General features: G+C 55.9%; 16 protein-coding genes and 2 rRNA genes. 9 read left to right on the top strand and 9 right to left on the bottom strand.

What is annotated here, in order from left to right; translation table 11 throughout:
- Nucleotides 1-97, top strand: a 23S ribosomal RNA gene (locus NM10_RS14045); the annotation flags it as partial.
- A 283-nt stretch (nucleotides 98-380) separates the two neighbouring features.
- Nucleotides 381-497, top strand: a 5S ribosomal RNA gene (gene rrf, locus NM10_RS09270).
- Nucleotides 498-1,140: 643 nt separating this feature from the next.
- On the opposite strand, the gene NM10_RS09265 is transcribed toward rrf, so the two are convergent.
- Both NM10_RS09265 and NM10_RS09260 read right to left on the bottom strand, forming a co-directional pair.
- Nucleotides 1,141-1,458: a hypothetical protein gene (locus NM10_RS09265; protein ID WP_020311319.1), complete on the bottom strand. Its 318-nt coding sequence runs from the start codon at nucleotides 1,456-1,458 to the stop codon at nucleotides 1,141-1,143.
- Between the two features lie 224 nt (nucleotides 1,459-1,682).
- The gene (locus NM10_RS09260) at nucleotides 1,683-2,477 is read right to left on the bottom strand and encodes a DMT family transporter (protein WP_020311318.1); all 795 of its coding nucleotides are present in this window, start codon (nucleotides 2,475-2,477) and stop codon (nucleotides 1,683-1,685) included.
- A gap of 110 nt (nucleotides 2,478-2,587) precedes the next feature.
- On the opposite strand from NM10_RS09260, the gene NM10_RS09255 reads away from it, so the two are divergent.
- The gene (locus NM10_RS09255) at nucleotides 2,588-3,469 is read left to right on the top strand and encodes a LysR family transcriptional regulator (protein WP_020311317.1); all 882 of its coding nucleotides are present in this window, start codon (nucleotides 2,588-2,590) and stop codon (nucleotides 3,467-3,469) included.
- Here NM10_RS09255 and arcC read toward each other — a convergent pair.
- The 6 genes from arcC to NM10_RS09230 all read right to left on the bottom strand — a co-directional run bounded on the left by arcC (nucleotide 3,448) and on the right by NM10_RS09230 (nucleotide 9,299).
- Nucleotides 3,448-4,407, bottom strand: a complete 960-nt coding sequence (gene arcC, locus NM10_RS09250) for a carbamate kinase (protein ID WP_020311316.1) — start codon at nucleotides 4,405-4,407, stop codon at nucleotides 3,448-3,450. The genes NM10_RS09255 and arcC overlap by 22 nt on opposite strands.
- Before the next feature lie 109 nt (nucleotides 4,408-4,516).
- Complete coding sequence (locus NM10_RS14710; protein ID WP_239639690.1) at nucleotides 4,517-5,068, bottom strand: hypothetical protein; 552 nt, start codon at nucleotides 5,066-5,068, stop codon at nucleotides 4,517-4,519.
- Entirely contained in the window at nucleotides 5,065-5,709 is a 645-nt protein-coding gene (locus NM10_RS14705) for a hypothetical protein (RefSeq protein WP_239639689.1), read from the bottom strand. The genes NM10_RS14710 and NM10_RS14705 overlap by 4 nt, the downstream gene beginning before the upstream one ends.
- Nucleotides 5,710-5,743: 34 nt before the next feature.
- Nucleotides 5,744-7,063, bottom strand: a complete 1,320-nt coding sequence (locus NM10_RS09240) for a YgeY family selenium metabolism-linked hydrolase (protein ID WP_020311315.1) — start codon at nucleotides 7,061-7,063, stop codon at nucleotides 5,744-5,746.
- 30 nt (nucleotides 7,064-7,093) lie between these two features.
- Nucleotides 7,094-8,302, bottom strand: coding sequence for a diaminopropionate ammonia-lyase (dpaL, locus tag NM10_RS09235; protein ID WP_020311314.1), 1,209 nt, complete (start codon nucleotides 8,300-8,302; stop codon nucleotides 7,094-7,096).
- Nucleotides 8,303-8,660: 358 nt separating this feature from the next.
- Nucleotides 8,661-9,299 carry a helix-turn-helix transcriptional regulator gene (locus tag NM10_RS09230; RefSeq protein ID WP_020311313.1) on the bottom strand — a complete coding sequence of 213 codons (639 nt, stop codon included), beginning with the start codon at nucleotides 9,297-9,299 and terminating at the stop codon, nucleotides 8,661-8,663.
- A gap of 310 nt (nucleotides 9,300-9,609) precedes the next feature.
- Between NM10_RS09230 and ssnA the strand changes: the two genes are divergently transcribed.
- The 6 genes from ssnA to NM10_RS09200 all read left to right on the top strand — a co-directional run bounded on the left by ssnA (nucleotide 9,610) and on the right by NM10_RS09200 (nucleotide 19,299).
- Nucleotides 9,610-10,947 carry a putative aminohydrolase SsnA gene (gene ssnA, locus NM10_RS09225; protein ID WP_020311312.1) on the top strand — a complete coding sequence of 446 codons (1,338 nt, stop codon included), beginning with the start codon at nucleotides 9,610-9,612 and terminating at the stop codon, nucleotides 10,945-10,947.
- Between the two features lie 13 nt (nucleotides 10,948-10,960).
- Nucleotides 10,961-13,471, top strand: coding sequence for a putative selenate reductase subunit YgfK (gene ygfK, locus NM10_RS09220; protein ID WP_020311311.1), 2,511 nt, complete (start codon nucleotides 10,961-10,963; stop codon nucleotides 13,469-13,471).
- Nucleotides 13,472-13,488: 17 nt separating this feature from the next.
- A complete protein-coding gene (gene hydA, locus NM10_RS09215; protein WP_020311310.1) occupies nucleotides 13,489-14,868 on the top strand; it encodes a dihydropyrimidinase in 1,380 nt (459 codons plus the stop codon).
- A gap of 24 nt (nucleotides 14,869-14,892) precedes the next feature.
- A complete protein-coding gene (xdh, locus tag NM10_RS09210) occupies nucleotides 14,893-17,586 on the top strand; it encodes a selenium-dependent xanthine dehydrogenase (protein WP_020311309.1) in 2,694 nt (897 codons plus the stop codon).
- A gap of 151 nt (nucleotides 17,587-17,737) precedes the next feature.
- Nucleotides 17,738-18,586 carry a selenium-dependent molybdenum cofactor biosynthesis protein YqeB gene (gene yqeB, locus NM10_RS09205; protein WP_020311308.1) on the top strand — a complete coding sequence of 283 codons (849 nt, stop codon included), beginning with the start codon at nucleotides 17,738-17,740 and terminating at the stop codon, nucleotides 18,584-18,586.
- Nucleotides 18,587-18,588: 2 nt separating this feature from the next.
- Entirely contained in the window at nucleotides 18,589-19,299 is a 711-nt protein-coding gene (locus NM10_RS09200) for a formate dehydrogenase accessory sulfurtransferase FdhD (protein ID WP_239639692.1), read from the top strand.
- Between the two features lie 201 nt (nucleotides 19,300-19,500).
- Here NM10_RS09200 and NM10_RS09195 read toward each other — a convergent pair whose 3' ends face one another.
- Complete coding sequence (locus NM10_RS09195; protein ID WP_020311306.1) at nucleotides 19,501-20,712, bottom strand: molybdopterin molybdotransferase MoeA; 1,212 nt, start codon at nucleotides 20,710-20,712, stop codon at nucleotides 19,501-19,503.

The raw sequence follows: 20,712 nt of genomic DNA, 5'->3' as shown, positions 1-20,712 counted from the left end.
TCTAAGGTCCACAAAGACGATGTGGTTGATAGGCCGGGAGTGGAAGTACAGCGATGTACGGAGCGGACCGGTACTAATAGACCGAGGACTTGACTTAAGCAGAGAGCCATGTTTGAAGGAGCCGAAAGGCGACGCACAAACATGTGCGAATCGCTTACTCCGAATCTCAGGAGGCTGTGAATTTGGAAACAGATACACAGAGAGAACGACGATTCGGAGACGAGCGGAAAGATTCTTGATAGTTCGTTGGATGTATGAAACATTTTTATGCAGTTGTCAGGATACGATAAGCAGAGAACCAGTTTTGAAGGAGTCGGAGACGACACGCAAAACTGTGTGAATCGCTTACGTCGGACTTGTCCGACGCCTGAATAACATAATTCAGTGGCGATAGCTGCGGGGATCCACCTGTTCCCATGCCGAACACAGCAGTTAAGCCCGCAAACGCCGAGAGTACTTGGGGGGAGGCCCCCTGGGAGGATAGGAAGCCGCTGATTAGTGAAAAGAGCACTGGAAAATTCCAGTGCTTTTTTGCTATTCGTAGGGGCCGTCCCAAAGGGCGGCCCGCCTGAAATGTGATGTACACGCCATACATGACGGGCTCGGACTCAGATGCGGCGTTCCGCCGCGACAGACTCAAACTGACAACGACGCTTCGGGAAACCCTCAGCGCGTAGCGGGCGCCCCACGTGGCGCCCCTACGATGCGGCTGCGCAGCGATAAACTCAAACTAACAACATCGCTTCGAGTAACCCTCAGCTCGTAAAAACGCCCCGACCGGGGCCTGCGTAGGGGCCGATCTTTAACCTCTCAGACCGCCTTTAGCGGTCAGCTCCCCTATAAAGGGAGCCTTGGGCGGCCCGCCGCGAATAAATGGTGATATACATAACAGGTCCATGAGGCATGGTTTTGCGAACTGCGGCCTGCGAATGGCGTTTTCTCCGAACAGCATTTCGCGGGATTCTCACAACGGGACGCCTAGCCACAGCTGTCCGTTTTGGCAGCCGTCCTGCGCCTCCTGCTGGTCGGCACCTGACGGGCCCAAAAGGCTTACAGGATGTCCCCTACGAAAGCGGTCCGGTGGACCGTCTGCTAACTGCGATCGGCGGCCTGCGAATAATGTTTTCTTTGAACGCCGTTCTACAGCAATTCGTATTTTTGGTTTTTTTGATAGCTTATCATGAATACCCGGCCCTTTTCGTCGAACATGATGGTCAGGTAATAGTCCGGGTAGACGACGTCGGACAGGAGGTATTCGTTACCGATGGCCTTGAGTTCATACATGAATTTGAAGGCTGGACGCAGCTTTTTCAGGGCGTCGCTTTTTTTGTCGCCAATCTGCAGGCCGTAGAAAGAATGAGGGACTTTGTCATCAGCACTGATGATGAGGTCTTTTTTTTTCTTGGCGACTGTAATACAGGTCCTGCCATACCGTTGCTGGCTTGGCTTGTTGTACATCCTCTTCCTGGCCCAGTGCCAGGCCGGGAAGCCACAATAGGCCTAAGAGTCCGGCTGCGATAAGACGATTTTTTTTCATAAAGACACCTCCGCATTCAGCATAGGCCGGGCGGAGGTGTTTTGTCAAGGCAGGTGTCATCCATTTTGACAGCTATGCGTTTTGCAGCGATATTTTTCGGGAAGCTGGACGATGATGATGCCCAGGAGGATACAGATGGCTCCGGCTAATTGGACGGGCGTAAAGGTTTCGCCCAGGAAAATGACGCCAGGACGGCGGCGATGAGCGGGTTCAGTGCTGTAAACAGGCCGGCTTTTTCGGCGCTGGTATACTTTTGGGCGACGGGCTGGAAGGTGAAGCCAAAGACGGAACAGATGAAGACCAGGGCCAGGATGGCACCCCACGTCGTCGTATCGGCAGGAACGGCCGGGCTTTCAAATAAGACCATGCCTGCTGTACTGTACACGGCGAGGAATCCCATTTGCAAGATCCCCAGCAGCAATGGGTCGTACTGCCGGGCCAGGCGGGCGGTCAGGCAGATCCAAAGGGCGTAGAAGACGGAACCGGTCAGGCAGATGATTTCTCCCGGTGCCAGATGGAAAACGGCGCCTTGCAGGGTAAGACAGGCGATGCCGATGAGGAGCAGGCTCGTAGCCGTCAGGACTTGCTTTCCCGGCCAATGGTGGCTGACGACGGCCATTAGGATCAGGACCCAGACGGCGGATGTATTTTCCAGGAAGGCCGCTGTCGACGAGGGAATCGTCGTCAGGCTGATGAGTTCACAGGTCATGCAGGCGAAGAGGAAGGTCCCTAAGAGGCCGGCAGCCTTCCATAGCTGGCGCGTCAACAGCGGGAGGCGGCGGTGAAAGAGCAGCAGCAGGATAAGTGTCGTCAGGGCGAAGCGGATTGCCAGTAATTCTAAAGGCGGTATCCCGTTCAGTCCGATTTTCGACAGGAGATAGGAAATGCTGCGCGAAGCGATGACGATGATGAGCAGTATTTCTGCATTTCTTTGTTTCATGAAAAAGTCCCTCCTTACTTTTTTCTTGCTTTTATGATACGATAAAAGCAGTATGGAGAGAATAGCAAAATAATATATATAGTTTTGATAAAAAAGCAAAGGTGATAGATATGAATACGGAAAAATGCAGGCTCTTGCTGCAAGTCATCCAGGCGGGCAGTTTTTCTTCAGCTGCCGAACGATTGGGATATACCCCGTCTGGCGTCATGCGGTCCATTGCATCGCTGGAAAAAGAAATCGGCTTTCCCCTGCTGGGGCGGACGGCACAAGGCATTTATCTGACCCGTGAAGGGCAGGCAGTGCTCCCTTATCTGCGCCGCCTCATCCGTGATGAAGATGCTTTGTTGCAGTACAGTGCCCAGATCCGGGGATTGACGGCCGGGGATATTTACATTGGCTCTTATTTCAGTGTAGCCGCCAACTGGCTGCCGCAGATCATACAGGCTTTCCAGCAGGCCTATCCGGCAGTCCACGTCCACATCGAGGAATGCGCCAATAAAGTGATGTACGATGGATTGGAAGAAGGGCGCTTCGATTGTTGTATCACGACGTGGCGCCCTTTTTCCGGAGACTGGATTCCCTTATGTGAAGATGAAATGGTCATGTGGCTTCCGGAAAATCATCCCTTGGCACGAGCCGAGGTATACCCGTTGAAGCAGTTGTGTCATGAATCTTTTATTGAACCACTGCCGCAGCAGGATACGGATGTCGTCCGGATCCTTAAGGAAGAACATATTTCTTATGAAACGCGATATACGGCCATCGATAACTATACGACCTATCGCATGGTCGAAGCCGGCCTGGGTGTCAGTATGAACAATCGCCTCATGACGGCACAGTGGCAGGGCCGCGTGGCTATCCTTCCCATGGATCCGCCCCATACGATTACCATTGGCATTGCCATTCCCAGCCGGGATGGGGCATCACCGGCAGTCAAGAAATTCATCCATTACGTGCAACAGGGAATCAGTCAGATCCTTGCGCCCCGGTAAATGCGGGTCCCCGTCTTTCCGAGGATGCCTTCTTTGGCTTTTTGGAGCAGTGTGATCAAGGCTGTCCGGCCGGGACGGGATTCGGCGAATTTGACGGCAGCCTGGACTTTGGGCAGCATCGAGCCGGGAGCGAATTCATTTTGAGCCATATATTGCCGGGCTTGGTCGGTCGTCATTTCCGACAGCCACTGTTCGTCTGCCTGGCCAAAATGGATGGCGACTTTTTCCACGGCTGTCAGGATGATGAGGTAGTCGGCGTGGAGGTCTTCGGCCAGGCGTTCGCTGGCAAAATCCTTGTCGATGACGGCACTGGCCCCTTTGAGGTGGTTGCCGTGGCGCATGACGGGGATGCCGCCGCCACCGCAGGCGATGACCAGCTGGCCGGAATCGACGAGGGTTTGGATGGCGCCGATTTCAATGATTTCCTGGGGTAGCGGCGAGGCGACGACGCGGCGCCAGCCCCGGCCGGCATCTTCCTTGACGATGTAGCCGTATTCTTTGGCAGCGTATTCCGCCTGTTCCTTGGTCATGAAATGGCCGATGGGCTTCGACGGGTTCTTGAATGCCGGGTCTTCCGGGTCGACGCGGACCTGAGTGACCATGGTGGCGACGGGGATGTCGAAGATGTCGCGGTTGTACATTTCTTCGCGCAGGGCATTCTGCAGGTCATAGCCGATGTAAGCCTGGCTCATGGCGACACAGACCGACAGCGGCGTGTTGGGCTGGTTCGGGTCTTCCCGGCTCAGGGCGGCCATGGCGTGGTTGATCATGCCGACCTGCGGGCCGTTGCCGTGGGCGACGATGACTTCACAGCCTTCCTGGATGAGGTCGACGATGGCTTTGGCTGTCGTCTTGACGGCCAGCATCTGTTCGTGCAGTGTATTTCCCAGGGCGTTGCCGCCGAGGGCAATGACGATACGTTTCTTTTTCTCGGTCATGATAAATCTCCTTTTATGTGTGAAAAAGTTTTATAAACGATGAGTAAAACGCATGGCAGGGAGATGAAAAAGGCACCGGTCCGGAGGACCGGCACCTTTGGCGGTCAAATTATTTCATTTTGCGCAGAATGCCGCGTTCTTCTAAGGCTTTCAGGGTCTGAGCCGGATCCTGGCATTTGGCCAGCATGATCATGGCGGCGATGACATAGGGTTTGTAGCTGGCTTCTTTATAGAGGGAATCGCGATAGCGGTCAAAGACAGAGGCTTCGACTTCGCCGTCTTCACAGCTGACGCCGTTGATGTCGGCCGGCAGGCAGTGGAGATACATAGCTTTGCCGTCTTTCGTGGTCTTCATCAATTCTTCTGTACAGCACCAGTCTTTATGCTGCGCGTTCTGGGCTAAGAGTTCCTGTTCCAGGGCGTCGATGCCGGCCTGGTCGCCAGCGGCGTAGAGGTTAGTCCGCTTTTCCATGGCTGCAAAGGGAGCCCAGCTCTTGGGATAGACGACGTCGGCGTCTTTGAAGGCGTCGGCCATGTCGTGGGTGATGCGGAAGGAGCCGCCCGATTTTTCGGCGTTCTTTTTGGCGACGTCGACGACGTCCGGCATGACTTCATAGCCTTCGGGATGAGCCAGGACGACGTCCATGCCCAGACGGGTCATGAGGCCGATGACGCCTGCGGGACCGAGAGGGGTTTGCCATAGGACGGGGAGTAAGCCCAGGTCATGGCGATTTTTTTGCCCTTCAGGTTTTCCAGGCCGCCCATTTCGTGGATGATGTGGGCCGCGTCGGCCATACACTGAGTCGGATGGTCGATGTCGCACTGGAGGTTGACCAGCGTCGGTTTCTGTTCGAGGATGCCGTCTTTATAGCCCTGCGTGACGGAATCGACGACTTCTTTCTGGTAGGCATGACCTTTGCCGATGTACATGTCGTCGCGGATGCCGATGACGTCGGCCATGAAGGAGATCATGTTGGCCGTTTCCCGGACCGTTTCGCCGTGGGCAATCTGGCTCTTCTTTTCGTCCAGGTCCTGGACCTGCAGGCCTAAGAGATTGCAGGCCGAGGCGAAGGAAAAACGGGTCCGCGTCGAATTATCGCGGAAGATGGAAATGCCTAAGCCGCTTTCAAAAATCTTTGTGGAAATATTGTGTTCCCGCATGAAGCGGAGGGCGTCGGCTAGGACCCAGATGGCTTCCAGTTCGTCATCGGTCTTGTCCCAGGTGAGGAAAAAGTCGTTTTCATACATGTCTTTGAAATTGAGGGCATTTAATTTATCGATGTAGTCCTGTAAGGTTTTCATAGGGCAGTCTCCTTTTAATCGTTATGGGATGTGATCATTTATCGGTGTATACAGAAGGTAATGCGGCATAGACGGCGGCACAGGTGACGAGGTCCTGTTTCCATGTCTTTTCGTTCGGTGCATGGGCCTGGGCTTCTGCGCCGGGGCCGAAGCCGATGACGGGGATGCCGTTGCGGCCCATGATGGAAACGCCGTTAGTCGAGAAGGTCCATTTATCCGTCAGGGGGCGGGCTTTACGCATGGCTTCCGCTTCGGCAGTGCCGATGCGGCTGTCGCCGAAGAGGGAGGTATAGGCTTCTTCCAGGGCTTTGGTGACTTTGTGGTCTTTCGGGATGACCCATGTCGGGAAGTAACATTCGATGGGATAGGTCAGGCCGGTGTAGCTCGGGCGGGCGTATTCATACATGCTGACTTTGACATCGTCGCCGTACTTCTGGACGCTCGGCAGAGCCCGGATTTCATCGAGGCAGCTCTGCCACGTTTCGCCGGCCGTCATGCGGCGGTCCAGGGAGACGGCACAGGAATCGGCGACGGCGCAGCGGCTCGGCGAGGTATAGAAAATCTGGGAGCACGTGACTGTACCGCGGCCGAGAAAGTTGGCTTCTTCCCATTCGGGATTGTATTTCTTGTCGAGCATCTTGACCAGGCCTTTGATTTCCGTCGTGTCGGCTGCGTCATTTTCGTTGAGGGCCCGCACGTCCTGGAGGATATCGGCCATCTTGTAAATGGCGTTATCACCGCGTTCGGGTGCGCTGCCGTGGCAGGATACACCCTGGACGTCGATGCGGATTTCCATGCGGCCGCGCTGGCCGCGGTAGATGCCGCCGTCTGTCGGTTCCGTGGAGACGACGAATTCCGGACGGACCTTGTCTTCGTTGATGATGTACTGCCAGCAGAGGCCGTCGCAGTCTTCTTCCTGGACCGTACCGGTGACCAGGACGGTGTACTTGTCGGATAGGAGGCCCAGGTCCTTCATGATGCGGGCGCCGTAGACGGCAGAAACGATGCCGCCGAGCTGATCCGACGTGCCGCGGCCGCCGATTTCCGTTTCCGATTCAAAGCCTTCGTAGGGATCGAAATCCCAGTTGGCCTTGTTGCCGATGCCGACGGTGTCGATGTGGGCGTCGAAGCCGATGAGGGTCTTGCCGGTGCCCATGTAGCCCAGGACGTTGCCCATGGGGTCGATTTCCACTTTATCGAAATCGAGTTTGCGCATTTCTTCGGCAATGCGGTCGATATGTTCCTTTTCGCCGCAGCTTTCACCGGGGAATTTAACGATGTCCTGCAGGAAACGGGTCATATCCTGTTCATAGCCTTTGGCGGCTTCTTTGATTTTTTCGTACGGTACTGTCATGAAAATCACTCCTATATCTTATATAATGTTTTACTTATTCAAACCGCGCCAGACGATATTCTTATAGCGTTCCGGGTCCGTGTCGCCTTCTGTCGAGAAGACCAGGACCTGTGAATGGTCGTCGAGGCCGAGTTCAGCGCGCAGGTCCTTACATTCATCGGATAACATGATTGTAGCCAGGGTGCCGAAGGGGACGGCACCGGATTCACCGGATACGATGGGCGCATCTCCTTTGAGGGGCGCTGCCAGCATACGCATACCGCGGACCGTGATGGGGTCATCGGCTGCGATGAAGGTCGTCACATGGTTCTTGAGGATGTCCCAGGAAATCGTGTTCGGTTCGCCGCAGGCCAGGCCGGCCATGATGGTATCCAGGTCACCGCCGACCATGCGGGGCTTGCCGTCACCGGCTGCGGCACCTTTATACAGACAGGCTGCGGCCGATGCTTCGACGACGATGAATTTCGGCGGATTGTCTTTATAGAGGTTGGCGAAGTAACCGACGACGGCACCGGCCAGGGACCCGACACCGGCCTGGACGAAGATGTGCGTCGGCCGTTCGATGCCCCGGGCCTTCAGCTGTTCGCCAGCTTCCATGGCCATCGTGCCGTAGCCCTGCATGATCCACGACGGGATTTCTTCATAGCCGTCCCAGGCCGTGTCCTGGACCATGACGCCGTGCGGCGTAGCGGCGGCTTCTTTGGCTGCCTGGCGGACGCAATCGTCGTAATTGAGGTCGAGGATGTCGACGTCGGCGCCGAGTTTCTTGATGTTTTCCAGCCGCGTCTGGGTCGTGCCTTTCGGCATGTGGACGACGGCTTTCTGGCCCAGCTTCTGGGCGGCCCAGGCGACGCCGCGGCCGTGGTTGCCGTCGGTTGCCGTGAAGAAGGTTGCCTGGCCGAATTCCTGGCGGAGCTCATCTGACGTCAGGACGTCATAAGGCATGTCCGATACATCGCGGTGCGTTTCCTTGGCGATGTACTTGGCCATGGAATAGGAACCGCCCAGGACTTTGAAGGCATTGAGGCCGAAGCGGTACGATTCATCTTTGACGAAAATCGAACCGACGCCCAGGTAGCGGGCCATCTGCGTGAGCCGGGTCAGCGGCGTTTCGCTGTATTGCGGGAAACTCTGGTGGAATGTCCGGGCCTTGGCGACTTCGCTGAGGGACATGATCGGCAAATTTTTATCATCTGATTTGGGCAGATGGTTCATAGCCCATTTCATATCTTTCTTCATATCCGTACCTCCTAAAGATAAACTGAAAAAAATATTTTAGTAAATCTAAAAGTTTTTGTATACCTAGAGTATAACATGACCTTACAGATTTGCAATAGAAAAGAGCTAAAAATTTGTTAGGTATCTACACTTTTTTTGCAATGACAGAAAGAGAACTGTTACATTTGGGCATAGAAAAAGGGCTTGTCGCATGTGCAACAAGCCCTTTTTTGAGTATTAAGTTTGCAGTTTGTAGTTTTTAGTGAAGGCTTTTAAATTTAAAGTCAGCTTCTACAAACTACAAACTCCGTACTATAAACGATAAAGAGAAAGGAATCTTGCATGATGATAGAAGCCTTCGTGCGATAGCCCCTTAATCTCACTCTTCTCCGCTGTCGATGTAGCTGTACAGGGTATATTTGGAGATGCCGAAGTGTTTGGAGATTTTGTCGCCGGCCTTGGTGATCAGCAGGGCCCCGCGGTCGTTGAGGAATTTGATGGCTTTGATCTTGTCTTCCCGTGTCATGAGGGGGACGGGTTTGCCGACCTGACGCGTCGATTCGTCGATGAGGTCGTTGAGGAGGTCCGTGACATTCTGCGGGATGCGGCTGACCTTATCTTCCTTGGACGTGACCGAGATGAGCGGCTTGATGGCATTTTCGACCATCATCAGTTCGGTAATGTCATAGTTGATGGAGAAGATGCCGATGACTTTTTGCTGTTCATTGCGGATGTAAATGGTCGTCGACTTGAGGATGCGGCCGTCTTTGGTCTTGGTCAGGTAACTCGTATGGTCCTGGAGCTTGTCGGGATCGCTGCGCAGGGCGTCGAGGACGGCCATAGACGGGCCATCGCCTACTTTGCGGTTGGTGACGTGGCCATTTTCGATGGCGACGATGGAATTTTCCTTATAATTATCGCTCAAGTCGTGGATGACGATTTCACAGTTCGGGCCGAATTGGTCTGCCAGGCCTTTGGCTAAGTGACGCAAGAAGTTGAGGACGACGTCGTCTAACATAAGGGGCACCTCTTTCTCATATCAAAAACAGATTATTAGCTTATCTGCTAAAAATTTTTTAGGTACTGTTACTATAGCATATTTTCGGGATAAATCAACGCCCTTGGTGAAAAAAGGTATGTCGAAAAAACATCTTTCCATTACAGGCTATAACAAAAAGATAATAAAAAATTTTTAGACTAAAAAAAAATTGACAGGTAAGGCGGAACGGGTTACTATTAAGATAGATACGAGAATGACACAAATAACATGCATTAACTGCAAGAAATCTTATGATTTATGATTTGTATAGCATAGAGGAGGTATACTTATGTTAATCGTCGGAAACGGTCACGTCGTTACCCGCGACGCGAAGAATCAATATTTCCCTGATGGCGCCGTAGCCATAGACGGCACGACAATCTGCCGCGTCGGCCAGACGGCAGAAATCCGCCGAGCCTATCCAGACGCCGCTTTTATCGATGCCAAAGGCGGTGTCATCATGCCGGCTTTCATCAACGTTCACGAGCATATTTACAGCGCCATGGCCAGGGGTATGAATATCGACGGCTATGCGCCCAAGGGCTTCCTGGACATCCTCGACGGCCTGTGGTGGAACATCGACCGTCACTTGACCAACGACCTGACTTATTTGAGCGCCATGGAAACGTATGTCGAATGTATCAAGAACGGCGTGACGACAGTCTTCGACCATCACGCCAGTTTTGGTGAAATCAAGGACAGCCTCTTTGCCATCGGCCAGGCAGCGCAGGAACTGGGCGTCCGCTCGTGTCTGTGCTACGAAGTCTCCGACCGCGACGGTCAGGATAAAGCTTGCCAGGCAGTCCTGGAAAATGAAGCCTGGATCCGCCACGCTCAGGCCGACACGACGGACATGATTGCCGGCATGATGGGCATGCATGCCCAATTTACCATCAGCGACAAAACGATGGCCCTGGCAGCCGAACATAAACCGGACGGCGTGGGTTACCACATCCACGTCGCCGAAGGCATCGAAGACTTGCAGGATTGTCTGAAGAAACACGGTAAACGCATTATCGACCGCCTTTATGACTGGAATATCTTAGGGCCCAAGACCCTGCTCGGCCACTGCATCCACGTCAATCCCCACGAAATGGACCTCATCAAGGCGACAAATACCATGGTCGTCCACAATCCGGAATCGAACATGGGCAATGCCTGTGGCTGCCCGCCGACGATGGACATGGTCCACCGCGGTATCCTGACCGGCTTGGGGACCGATGGCTATACGCACGATATGATTGAGTCCTATAAAGTCGCCAATATCCTGCACAAACACCATCTCTGCGACGCTACAGCCGCCTGGGCTGAAGTACCGCAGATGCTGTTCTATAACAACGCAGCCATGGCCAACCGCTATTTCAAGAAGCCCTTAGGCGTACTGGCAGAAGGGGCTGCAGCCGACGTCATCGTCATGGATTACATTGCTCCGACGCCGATGAATGAAGAAAACATCAACAGTCACATCTTATTCGGCATGAGCGGCCACGATGTCGTCACGACTATTGCCAATGGCAAAGTCCTCATGGAAAACCGCCAGCTCACCGGTGTCGATGAAGAAGCCCTGATGGCTAAAATCCGCGAAGGCGCAGCGACCCTGGCCGGACGCATTAATGGATACTTATAAGGAGGAATCTATCATGAGTGATCGCATGACATCCATTCCCTTTGGAAAATTGATGAACTGGGTCCTGACCGAAGCGCCGTCAGGGACGATCTTTGGCGTCCACCATCGCCTACAGGCCGACCCGAATCGGACATATACTATCTTTGACAGACCGCTGGAAATGCCCTTTGGCCCGGCTGCCGGTCCCCATACCCAGCTGGCCCAGAATATCGCTGCCGGCTATGCGGCGGGAGCGCGCTTCTTTGAACTGAAGACGGTCCAGAAAATCGACGGCGAAGACCTGCCCGTTCCCAAACCCTGCATCAAGGCCGACGATGAATGTTACAATGTCGAATGGTCGACGGAACTGACCGTCCCCAAGGCCCTGGAAGAATACGTCAAGGCCTGGTTCCTGGTCCACGTCATGGCCGTCGAATACGGCTTAGGAAGTCCGGACGGGATGCAGTTCAACATGTCCGTCGGCTACGACCTGGCAGGGATACAGACGGCAAAAATCGATTCGTTCATCGAAAATCTGAAAGACGCATCCCATACGGCTATCTTTGCCGAGTGCAAAGCCTGGCTCCTGGCCCATCTGGACCGGTTCCAGAAACTCCGTCGGGAAGACGTCGAAGCCATTCCGGCAGAAATCTGCAACTCTGTCACGGTCTCGACCATGCACGGCTGTCCGCCCGATGAAATCGAACGGATTGCCCGCTATTTACTGAAAGAAAAACACCTCAATACCTTCGTCAAATGCAACCCGACCTTACTGGGCTATGACTTCGTCCGGAAATGCATGGATGACCTGGGCTATGGCCATATGGTCTTCGATGACAGCCATTTCAAGGCGGATTTACAGTACCGTGATGCCGTACCCATGCTCAAGGGGCTGCAGGAAGCGGGTAAAGAGGAAGGCCTGTTGTTCGGCGTCAAACTGACCAATACCTTCCCCGTCGACATTACGCGCCATGAATTGCCGGGGACGGAAATGTATATGTCCGGCAAGCCCCTCTTTTTCCTGTCCATGAATGTGGCCAAGAAGCTGAGTGAAGCCTTTGACGGCAGCCTGCGTATTTCTTACAGCGGCGGTGCCGATGCCCACAACATCAAGAATATCGTCCGGGCCGGCATCTGGCCGGTCACGGTGGCGACGACGCTGCTCAAGCCCGGTGGCTATGAACGCTTTGCCCAGCTGGCACAGTGTTTTGAAGGTCAGCGTGGACAGGCGTTTACTCGTGTAAACGTCAAGGCCCTGGATGACTTGCTGGCTAAGGCTCAAGATGATGCCCACTATGCCCGTCTGGACCCGAAGGCCCAGCAGCGCAAGAACGACCAGGCACTGCCCTTGATGGACTGCTTCATGGCACCGTGCAGCCAGACTTGCCCCATCCATCAGGATATCCCGGCCTATATGGACCTCGTCGCCGCCGGGAAATATGACCAGGCCCTGCAGATTATTCTGGAAAAGAATCCCCTGCCCTTTACGACGGGGACCGTCTGCTACCATACCTGTATGAACAGCTGTACGCGCAATTTCTGTGATGCCCCTGTTGAAATCCGGCGCAATAAGCTGATAGCTGCTGAAAAAGGCTATGCCAGCGTCATGACGACTTTGCAGGCCACGCCGTCCAATGGGAGAAAAGCGGCTGTCATCGGCGCCGGTCCGGCCGGACTGTCGGCGGCTTATTTCCTGGCCCGCGGCGGCCTGGATGTGACCGTCTTCGATAAGAACGACGAACCTGGCGGCCTGGTGCGGACCTTCTTGTGTGAAAAGAAAGGGCAGATTTCACCAGAAGCCATCGACAAGGATGTAGCCCTCATCGAAAAGATGGGTGTCCATCTCGTCGTCGGCAGGGCCATCGCCTCGCTCGACGAATTGCAGGGCTATGACATCATCCTGGCGGCCTGCGGCGTCAAAGGGAAAATCGGTGACACCCTGGCCGGCGCCATCGAAGGCCTGACCGTCATCGGCGATGGCCATTACGGCAAGACGACATCCGTCGTCGAATGTATTGCCGACGGCAAGCGGGCGGCGGAAGGCATTTTAGGCCAGATGGCCAGTGTCGATACCCTGATTCCAGCTGATGTAAACGACGTTTACTCGAAGCGGGGTATTCTGGAGACGGCACCGGAAACAGGCTGTGACGGCCGCTGCCTCCATTGTGACAGCGTCTGCGAAGTCTGTACGGAAGTCTGCCCCAATCGGGCCAATACAGCCATCCAGGTACCGGGCCATATGCAGGCTCAGATTCTGCATATTGACTACATGTGTAACGAATGTGGCAACTGCCGGACCTTCTGTCCCTGGGGCGGTGCGCCGTATGTAGATAAGTTTACACTCTTCGCTAATGAAGACGATTTAGACCACAGCGATAATTCGGGCTTTGCCGTCCTCGACAAGGCCAGCGGCTTCTGCAAAGTCCGCCTGGATGGAGAAATCCGGACGACGACTTTAGGGACGGCTGATGAAGCAATCCCGGAAGACCTGCGGACCTTCATGGAAACGGTCTGCCGCGATTACGATTACCTGCTGATTGAATAGAGAAAGAAGGGAAAACCATGGATTACGTCATCAAAAACGGGACGGTCTGCCTGGAAGGGGAACATTTCCGGGCCGACGTTACCGTCCGTGAGGGAAAAATCCAGGCCTTGGGACAGGCTGTGCACAGCGGTCATGAACAGGTCATCGACGCCGACGGCCTCTATGTCTGCCCTGGCGGCATCGATGCCCACACCCATATGGACCTGCAGCAGTCGCCGCAGTACCGCGCGTGCGATGACTTTTACAGCGGTGGCGTGGCAGCGGCCTGCGGCGGCACGACGACCATCCTGGATCATATGGCCTTTGGCCCGGCCGGCTGTTCCCTGCGCTATCCCTTTGAACGGTACCGGAAACTGGCCGTGCCCTGCCCGGTCGACTACAGCTTCCATGGCGTCATCCAGCATGTCGACGACCAGGTCCTGCAGGAATTGGGCCAGCTCATCGACGAAGGTTTTCCCAGTTTCAAAGCCTATACGACGTATGGCTATCCCGTCGGCGAGAAGAAACTGATGCAGCTCCTGCCGGTCATCAAGAAGCATGGCGGCCTGCTCACGGTCCATGCCGAAAGCGACGGCATTACCAACGCCCTGCGGGATGCCCTGGGACCGCAGGACCTGCAGCCCATCGGCCAGGCGAAGACGCGGCCCAACGTGGCCGAAGCCGCAGCCGTGAGCCGTGTCCTGGCGGCAGCCCGGGCTTGTGGCGATGCGCCGGTCTATATCGTCCACACGTCGGCCCATGAGAGCCTGGACCAGCTGCGCCTGGCCCGGCGCCAAGGCCAGCGTCATATTTACAGTGAAACGTGTCCGCAATACTTATTGCTGACAGAAGAGAAATTCCGTCACGGCGGCCCTATGGAAGGCATTAAATACATGCTGGCGCCGCCGCTGCGGAAAGCCGAAGACAACCAGGCCCTGTGGCAGGCCCTGGCCGACGGGACGATCCAGACCGTAGCGACGGACCACTGCCCCTTTACGATAGCTGAAAAACAGGAGAATGTCAGCGATTTCCGGAACTGTCCCGGCGGCGTATCCGGCGTCGAAGAACGGATGCCCCTGCTGTTCAGTGAAGGCGTCCTGAAAGGCCGGCTGACCCTGGAGCGCTTCGTCCAGGTGACCAGTGCCAATGTGGCCAAAATCTTTGGCCTCTATCCGCGCAAAGGGACGCTGCTGCCCGGCAGCGATGCCGACATCGTCCTCATCGATCCGAAAGGGACGCGGACCTTTGCCAGGGAGAACCTGCACACGACCTGCGGCTATTCGCCCTATGAAGGCATGACGGTCCAGGCGACGATCCGCCTGACCATGCTCCGCGGCGAAATCATCGCCAAAGACAATCAATTCTGTGGAAAACGCGGCTATGGAACCTTGTTGTATCGATTCCGCGATAAAAGATAATCTTGATTATAGGAAGGTGGCATTATGAGTGAATTATGTAAACTATGGGTAAACGGCCGTGAAATAGAAGCCGATGGAGAACGCAAGCTCATCGACGTCCTGCGCAATGACCTGCGCCTGAAATCCGTCAAGGATGGCTGCAGTGAAGGGGCCTGCGGAACCTGTACGGTCGTCATCGACGGCAAGGCGACCAAGACATGTGTCCAAAAGGTCAGCCGCATGGCTGGTAAACACGTGTTGACCGTCGAAGGGCTGTCCAAGCGGGAAAAAGACGTCTTCGTCTACGCCTTTGGCGAAGCCGGCGCCGTCCAGTGCGGCTTCTGCATCCCCGGCATGGTCATGTGCGGCAAGGCCCTCATCGACGCCAACCCGGCGCCGTCGCGGCTGGAAATCGCCGCGGCCATCCGCAATAATATCTGCCGTTGTACGGGTTATAAGAAAATCATCGACGCCATCGCTATGGCAGCAGATTTGCTGCGCACGGACCAGCCTCTTCCCGTCCGCGGCGGCTACCGCGGCGTCGGCGCTCCCTGCCAGCGCGTCAACGTCAAGGCCAAAGTCCTGGGCGTCGGCAGATATACAGATGATTTGGACGCCGTCGACCTGCCCGGCATGTGTTACGGCAGTGCCATCCGCAGCGCTTATCCGCGGGCTGTCGTCAAGGCCATCCATGCGGAAAAGGCCAAGGCCCTGCCCGGTGTCGTCTGCGTCCTGACGGCAGACGATATCCCCGGGTCCGTCAAAGTCGGCCATTTGAAGACCGATTGGGATACGCTCATCCCCGTCGGCTCGACGACGCACTTCCTGGGCGACGCCATCGCCCTGGTGGCTGCGGAAACGCCGGAAATCCTGGAACAGGCTAAGAAGCTCGTCGATATCGAATATGAAGAACTGCCGGCCCTGACCTGTGCAGCCGACGCCCTGAAAGAAGGGGCGCCGCTGGTACACCCGTCGGCTGGTACGAACGTCCTGGCCCATGAACACCTGGTCCGCGGCGACGCTGATGCCGTCATTGCCGCCTCGAAGTATAAGGTGACGCACCACTTTGAAACGCCATGGACGGAACACGCCTTCCTGGAACCGGAATGTGCCGTCGCCATGCCCTTTGATGACGGCGTCTTCGTTTATTCGTCGGACCAGGGCATTTATGATACGCGCCGGGAAACGGCACTCATGCTGGGCCTGCCGGAAGAAAAAGTCATCGTCGAGAACTGCTTCGTCGGCGGCGGCTTCGGCGGCCGGGAAGACGTGACGGTCCAGCATTTGGCTGCCCTCGTCGCCTATGTATGTAAACGGATATGTAAAGTGAAGTTGACGCGCCAGGAAAGCATCCTCATCCATCCCAAGCGCCATCAGTTCAGCATGGACATGACGACGGCCTGCGATGAAACTGGGAAACTGACGGCTATGAAGCTCGTCGCCGTCACCGACAACGGGGCCTATGCCTCCCTGGGCGGACCCGTTCTCCAGCGCGCCTGTACCCATGCGGCAGGGCCTTATAACTACCAGACCATCGACATCGACGGGACAGCCGTTTACACTAACAATCCACCAGCCGGAGCCTTCCGCGGATTTGGCGTCACTCAGACCATTTTTGCCACGGAATTAAACTTAAATAAACTGGCTGAACTGGTCGGCATCGACCCGTGGGAAATCCGATATCGCAATGCCATCCGGCCCGGTGACATCCTGCCCAATGGCCAGATTGCCGACCCGTCGACAGGCTTGGCCGAAACGCTGGATGCCGTCAAAGAGGCGTACTATCACAGCGGGCCTTATGTTGGCATTGCCTGTGCCTTGAAGAATTCCGGCGTCGGCGTCGGCCTGCCCGACTATGGCCGCTGCCGTCTGGTCGTCAAAGACGACAGGGTACACATTTACTCGTCGGCATCCTGCATCGGCCAGGGCGTCGGCACGGTCCTGGTCCAGATGGTATCCCAGGCTGCAGGTCTTCCCATTGAAGATATCAAATGGCATATGCCCAATACGGCGACCTCACCCGATGCCGGTACGACGTCGGGTTCGCGGCAGACGACGTTGACCGGGGAAGCGGCCCGGCGAGCCGCCGTCCAGCTGCGGCGCGACCTCTTTGCCGCCAAGGGCCTGCCTTATGAAGAAACGAGCCATGCCAGCAACTACCTGGAAGGCGTAACGGTAGAAAAAGAATCGCCCGCTACGGCCGCCGTCCGCTTCAACCGTAGCGACTTAGATGTCCTCAACGGTCGGGAATACATCGGCGAATACCTGGGCAAGACCGACAAGATGGGCGCTGACGTCCCTCATCCCGTATCACACGTCGCCTACGGCTATGCCACACACGTCTGCATCCTCAATGACGACGGTACCATCCGCAAAATGGTCGCCGCCCACGACGTCGGCCGCGTCGTCAACCGCAAGAGCCTGGAAGGCCAGATCGAAGGCGGCACCGTCATGGGCTGCGGTTATGCTCTGACGGAACAATATCCGTTGGACCACTGTAAACCGACGGCCAAATTCGGGACCCTGGGCCTGTTCCGGGCCGATAAAGCCCCTGACGTCGAAGCCATTCCCATCGAAAAAGAAGGCGTCGACGTAGCCTACGGAGCCATCGGCGTCGGCGAAATCACCTCCATCCCGACGGCACCTGCCGTAGCCGGAGCCTACTATAAATGGAACGGCCAGTTCCAGACAACATTGCCCTTAGAAGGGACGCCGTATAGCCGGAAGAAAAAGAAATAAAAGTTTGTAGTACAGAGTTTGTAGTTTGTAGAAGAGGGCCTTAAATTTAAAGCCGTCTGCTAGCCACTAACAACTAAAGAGTGCTTGACGTCTTGCGACAAGCACTCTTATAATAGGGATGTTTGATGTTTCGATGTGGAAAGGTGGTCTTATGGAAGATAAATTGGTCATTATCCGCGGGGCTGGGGACCTGGCGACGGGCGTGGCCCAGTCTTTGTATGAGGCTGGGTTCCGCCTGCTGCTGCTGGAAGTGGAGAAGCCGTCGGCTATCCGGCGTCAGGTGGCCCTCTGTGAAGCCGTCTACGATGGGACGGCTGCCGTCGAGAATCTGACTTGCTGCCGCTGTCGGTCTTTGGCCGAGGTCCGGAAGTCCTGGGAAGGCGAGGCCATTCCCTTGCTGGTGGACCCGGAAGGGGCGTCGATTGCGGCGCTGAAGCCCTGGGCCGTCGTCGATGCCATCCTGGCTAAGAAGAACTTGGGGACGAACCGGCGTATGGCACGTCATACCGTGGCCCTGGGGCCGGGATTTACGGCCGGGGTCGATGTCGATGCCGTCATTGAAACCAAGCGGGGCCACCAGCTGGGGCGTATCATTTGGCAGGGCACGGCTATCGCCAATACGGGGATTCCCGGATTGATTGCCGGCTACGGCAAAGAGCGCGTCATCCACAGTCAGCAGGCCGGGTTCGTATACGGATTGGTCCACATCGGCGATAAAGTAAAAAAAGGACAGCCCATGGCTGTCCTGACAGAAGAGCCCATCCCTTTTGGAATGGCTGTGACGGAATGTATGGGGACGCCGATTCTGGCGTCGCTGACGGGATTCGTCCGGGGACTGATCCGTGACGGCTATCAGGTACCGCAAGGCTTCAAGATAGCCGACATCGACCCGCGGGATGATGAACGGGAGAATTGCTTTACGATTTCCGACAAGGCCCGCAGCCTCGGCGGCGCCGTCCTGACGGCCCTGCTCTGGATGGGGAAGGGGGAATTTTCGTGAAGATGAATCAGAATGACTTACATTTTTCGTCGTGCCGGGAGCTGCCCTATATCGACTATTACCAAGGCGCAGCAGCTAAGAAGCAGTCCATTGCCGTCGAAGTGATGACGCCGCTCTATCTCGATGGGCAGCGCATCAGTACGCTCATTTCTTCGCCGGAAGATATCGATGTCCTGGCTGTGGGTTACTGTCTGGCCGAAGAGAAAATACCGGCTGGCCGCAAGCTGGCTGGTGTCTGCCTGCACGATGGGGCGGCCTGGGTCACGACGGAAACCGGGACGGCACGGGCAGTAGAAAAGCCGCCTTTTGTGCCGATTACGGCAGAGAAGCTCTATTCCTATGGAGGTCTCTTGGACAGCTTATCGACGGCACATCACGCCTCGCACGGCGTCCACGAAGGGGCCTTGGTCCAAGGCGATGAAGTCCTCGTCTATACGGAAGATATCGGCCGCCACAATGTCCTCGACCGCCTGCGGGGCTTCGTCGAATTACAGCACATCGACGTCAGTCAGGCCGTCCTGGTCTTCAGCGGCCGCGTTCCCCAATCGGTCATCAAAAAGATCCATGGCCTGGGCGTTCGCTTCCTGGCATCGCGGGCCTTGCCGACGAGTCTGGGCGTGTCCCTGGCGGAGCAGTACCAGATTACCCTGTCCTGCGGCTTGCGGCCTGATTCTTTCAAAATATTTGCTCATCCAGAACGGATTTTATTATAATATAAAAAAAGTGTCACATGAAGGCATTTTGGCTTCGTGTGACAGCTTTTTTATGTAGGGCTCGCACGTGGCGAGCCCGCTTCGGGATATGTATGATTTCCCGAAGTGGTTGCTAAAAAATCGTCCCAATTTCTAACGGGTCGCCCACGTGGCGACCCCTACAGTGCAAACAAGGGCTTGTCGCTGTGCGACAAGCCCTTTTTATAGGAATATTACTTCAATGGGAGCGCCCTTTGGCAACGGGGCCGTTCCTTTTTTTATATACGCCAGGGCGTTGGTGTGGGCAAGGCCCAGCAGGGCACTGGACGTCAGTGTCGTATTGGGTGTGAATATGGGCTGGCCCTGTTCGTAGGTCAGGCGGCCCTGGACGAAGCGGTCGACAGGATTTTTCTTATAGATCGCGTCGCCTAAATGGCAGGTGACGACGGGAAATTCGCTGTTTCTTTCGCCGTTGAGGCGGCGCAGGATGGGGACGGCCAGGAGATGGAAGGCATTGAACGACGCCGAAGGATTGCCGGACAGGCCGAGGATGAGCGTCCGGCGGCCGTCTGTTTCAATGACGCCGCCATAGGAAGCCGAACCGGGCCGCATAGTGATGCGGTCGTAAAGTTGGACGGCACCGAGGGATTGATAAATCTGGGGCATCGTGTCATAGAGGCCGACGGAGACGCCGCCCGTGCTGACGATGAGGTCCTTGTCCCGGGCCAGGCGGCGGACGGCTGCCATTTCATCAGCCAGCTGGTCCGGTCCGTCCGATACGTGATAGAAGGTGACTTCTGCGCCGTACTGTTCCAATAAGGGCTGGAAGAGATAGGCGTTGGAGTTGTAAATCTGGCCATGGTGCCGCACTTCTCCGGGCAGGACCAGTTCCCGTCCTGACGTCAGGAAGAGGACCTTCGCTTTGGCGTAAACGGGAAGGCGTTCATTTCCCAGGCCGACGGCGACGGACAGGGCACCGGCTGTGAGCTTCGTCCCGGCCGGGATGATGACGGCGCCGGAACGGCACTCTTCGCCTTTGGGGATGATGTTGCTGCCCGGCGGGATGCTTTCTGTAACTCGTATATGATTTCCCTGGCGTTCGACGTATTCCTGGGGGACGACGGTATCGCAATCATCCGGGACGGCGCAGCCCGTCATGAGGCGTACGGCCTGGCCGGCTGCAACAGGGCCGTCATAGACGATGCCGGCGCCGATGGTCGCCACGACTTCATAGGCATTTCCGTCATGGCTATGGATAGCATAGCCGTCGAAGGGCGATTTACGGTACGGCGGATAGTCGCAGGCTGCCGTAATGTCCCGGGCTGTGATGCGGCCCAGGGCCTGGTTTGGTGTGACATATTCTATTTTCGCTTCATAGGAAGGCAAGGCGCCGTCGAGACGGCGCCTTGCTTCGGTAATCGTGACGATTTCCAT

Source organism: Megasphaera sp. NM10, from assembly GCF_000417505.1.
Taxonomy (GTDB): Bacteria; Bacillota; Negativicutes; order Veillonellales; family Megasphaeraceae; genus Megasphaera; species Megasphaera intestinihominis.
Note: the sequence above shows the minus strand (reverse complement) of the source record. Positions and strands in the feature narration are given on the sequence as shown.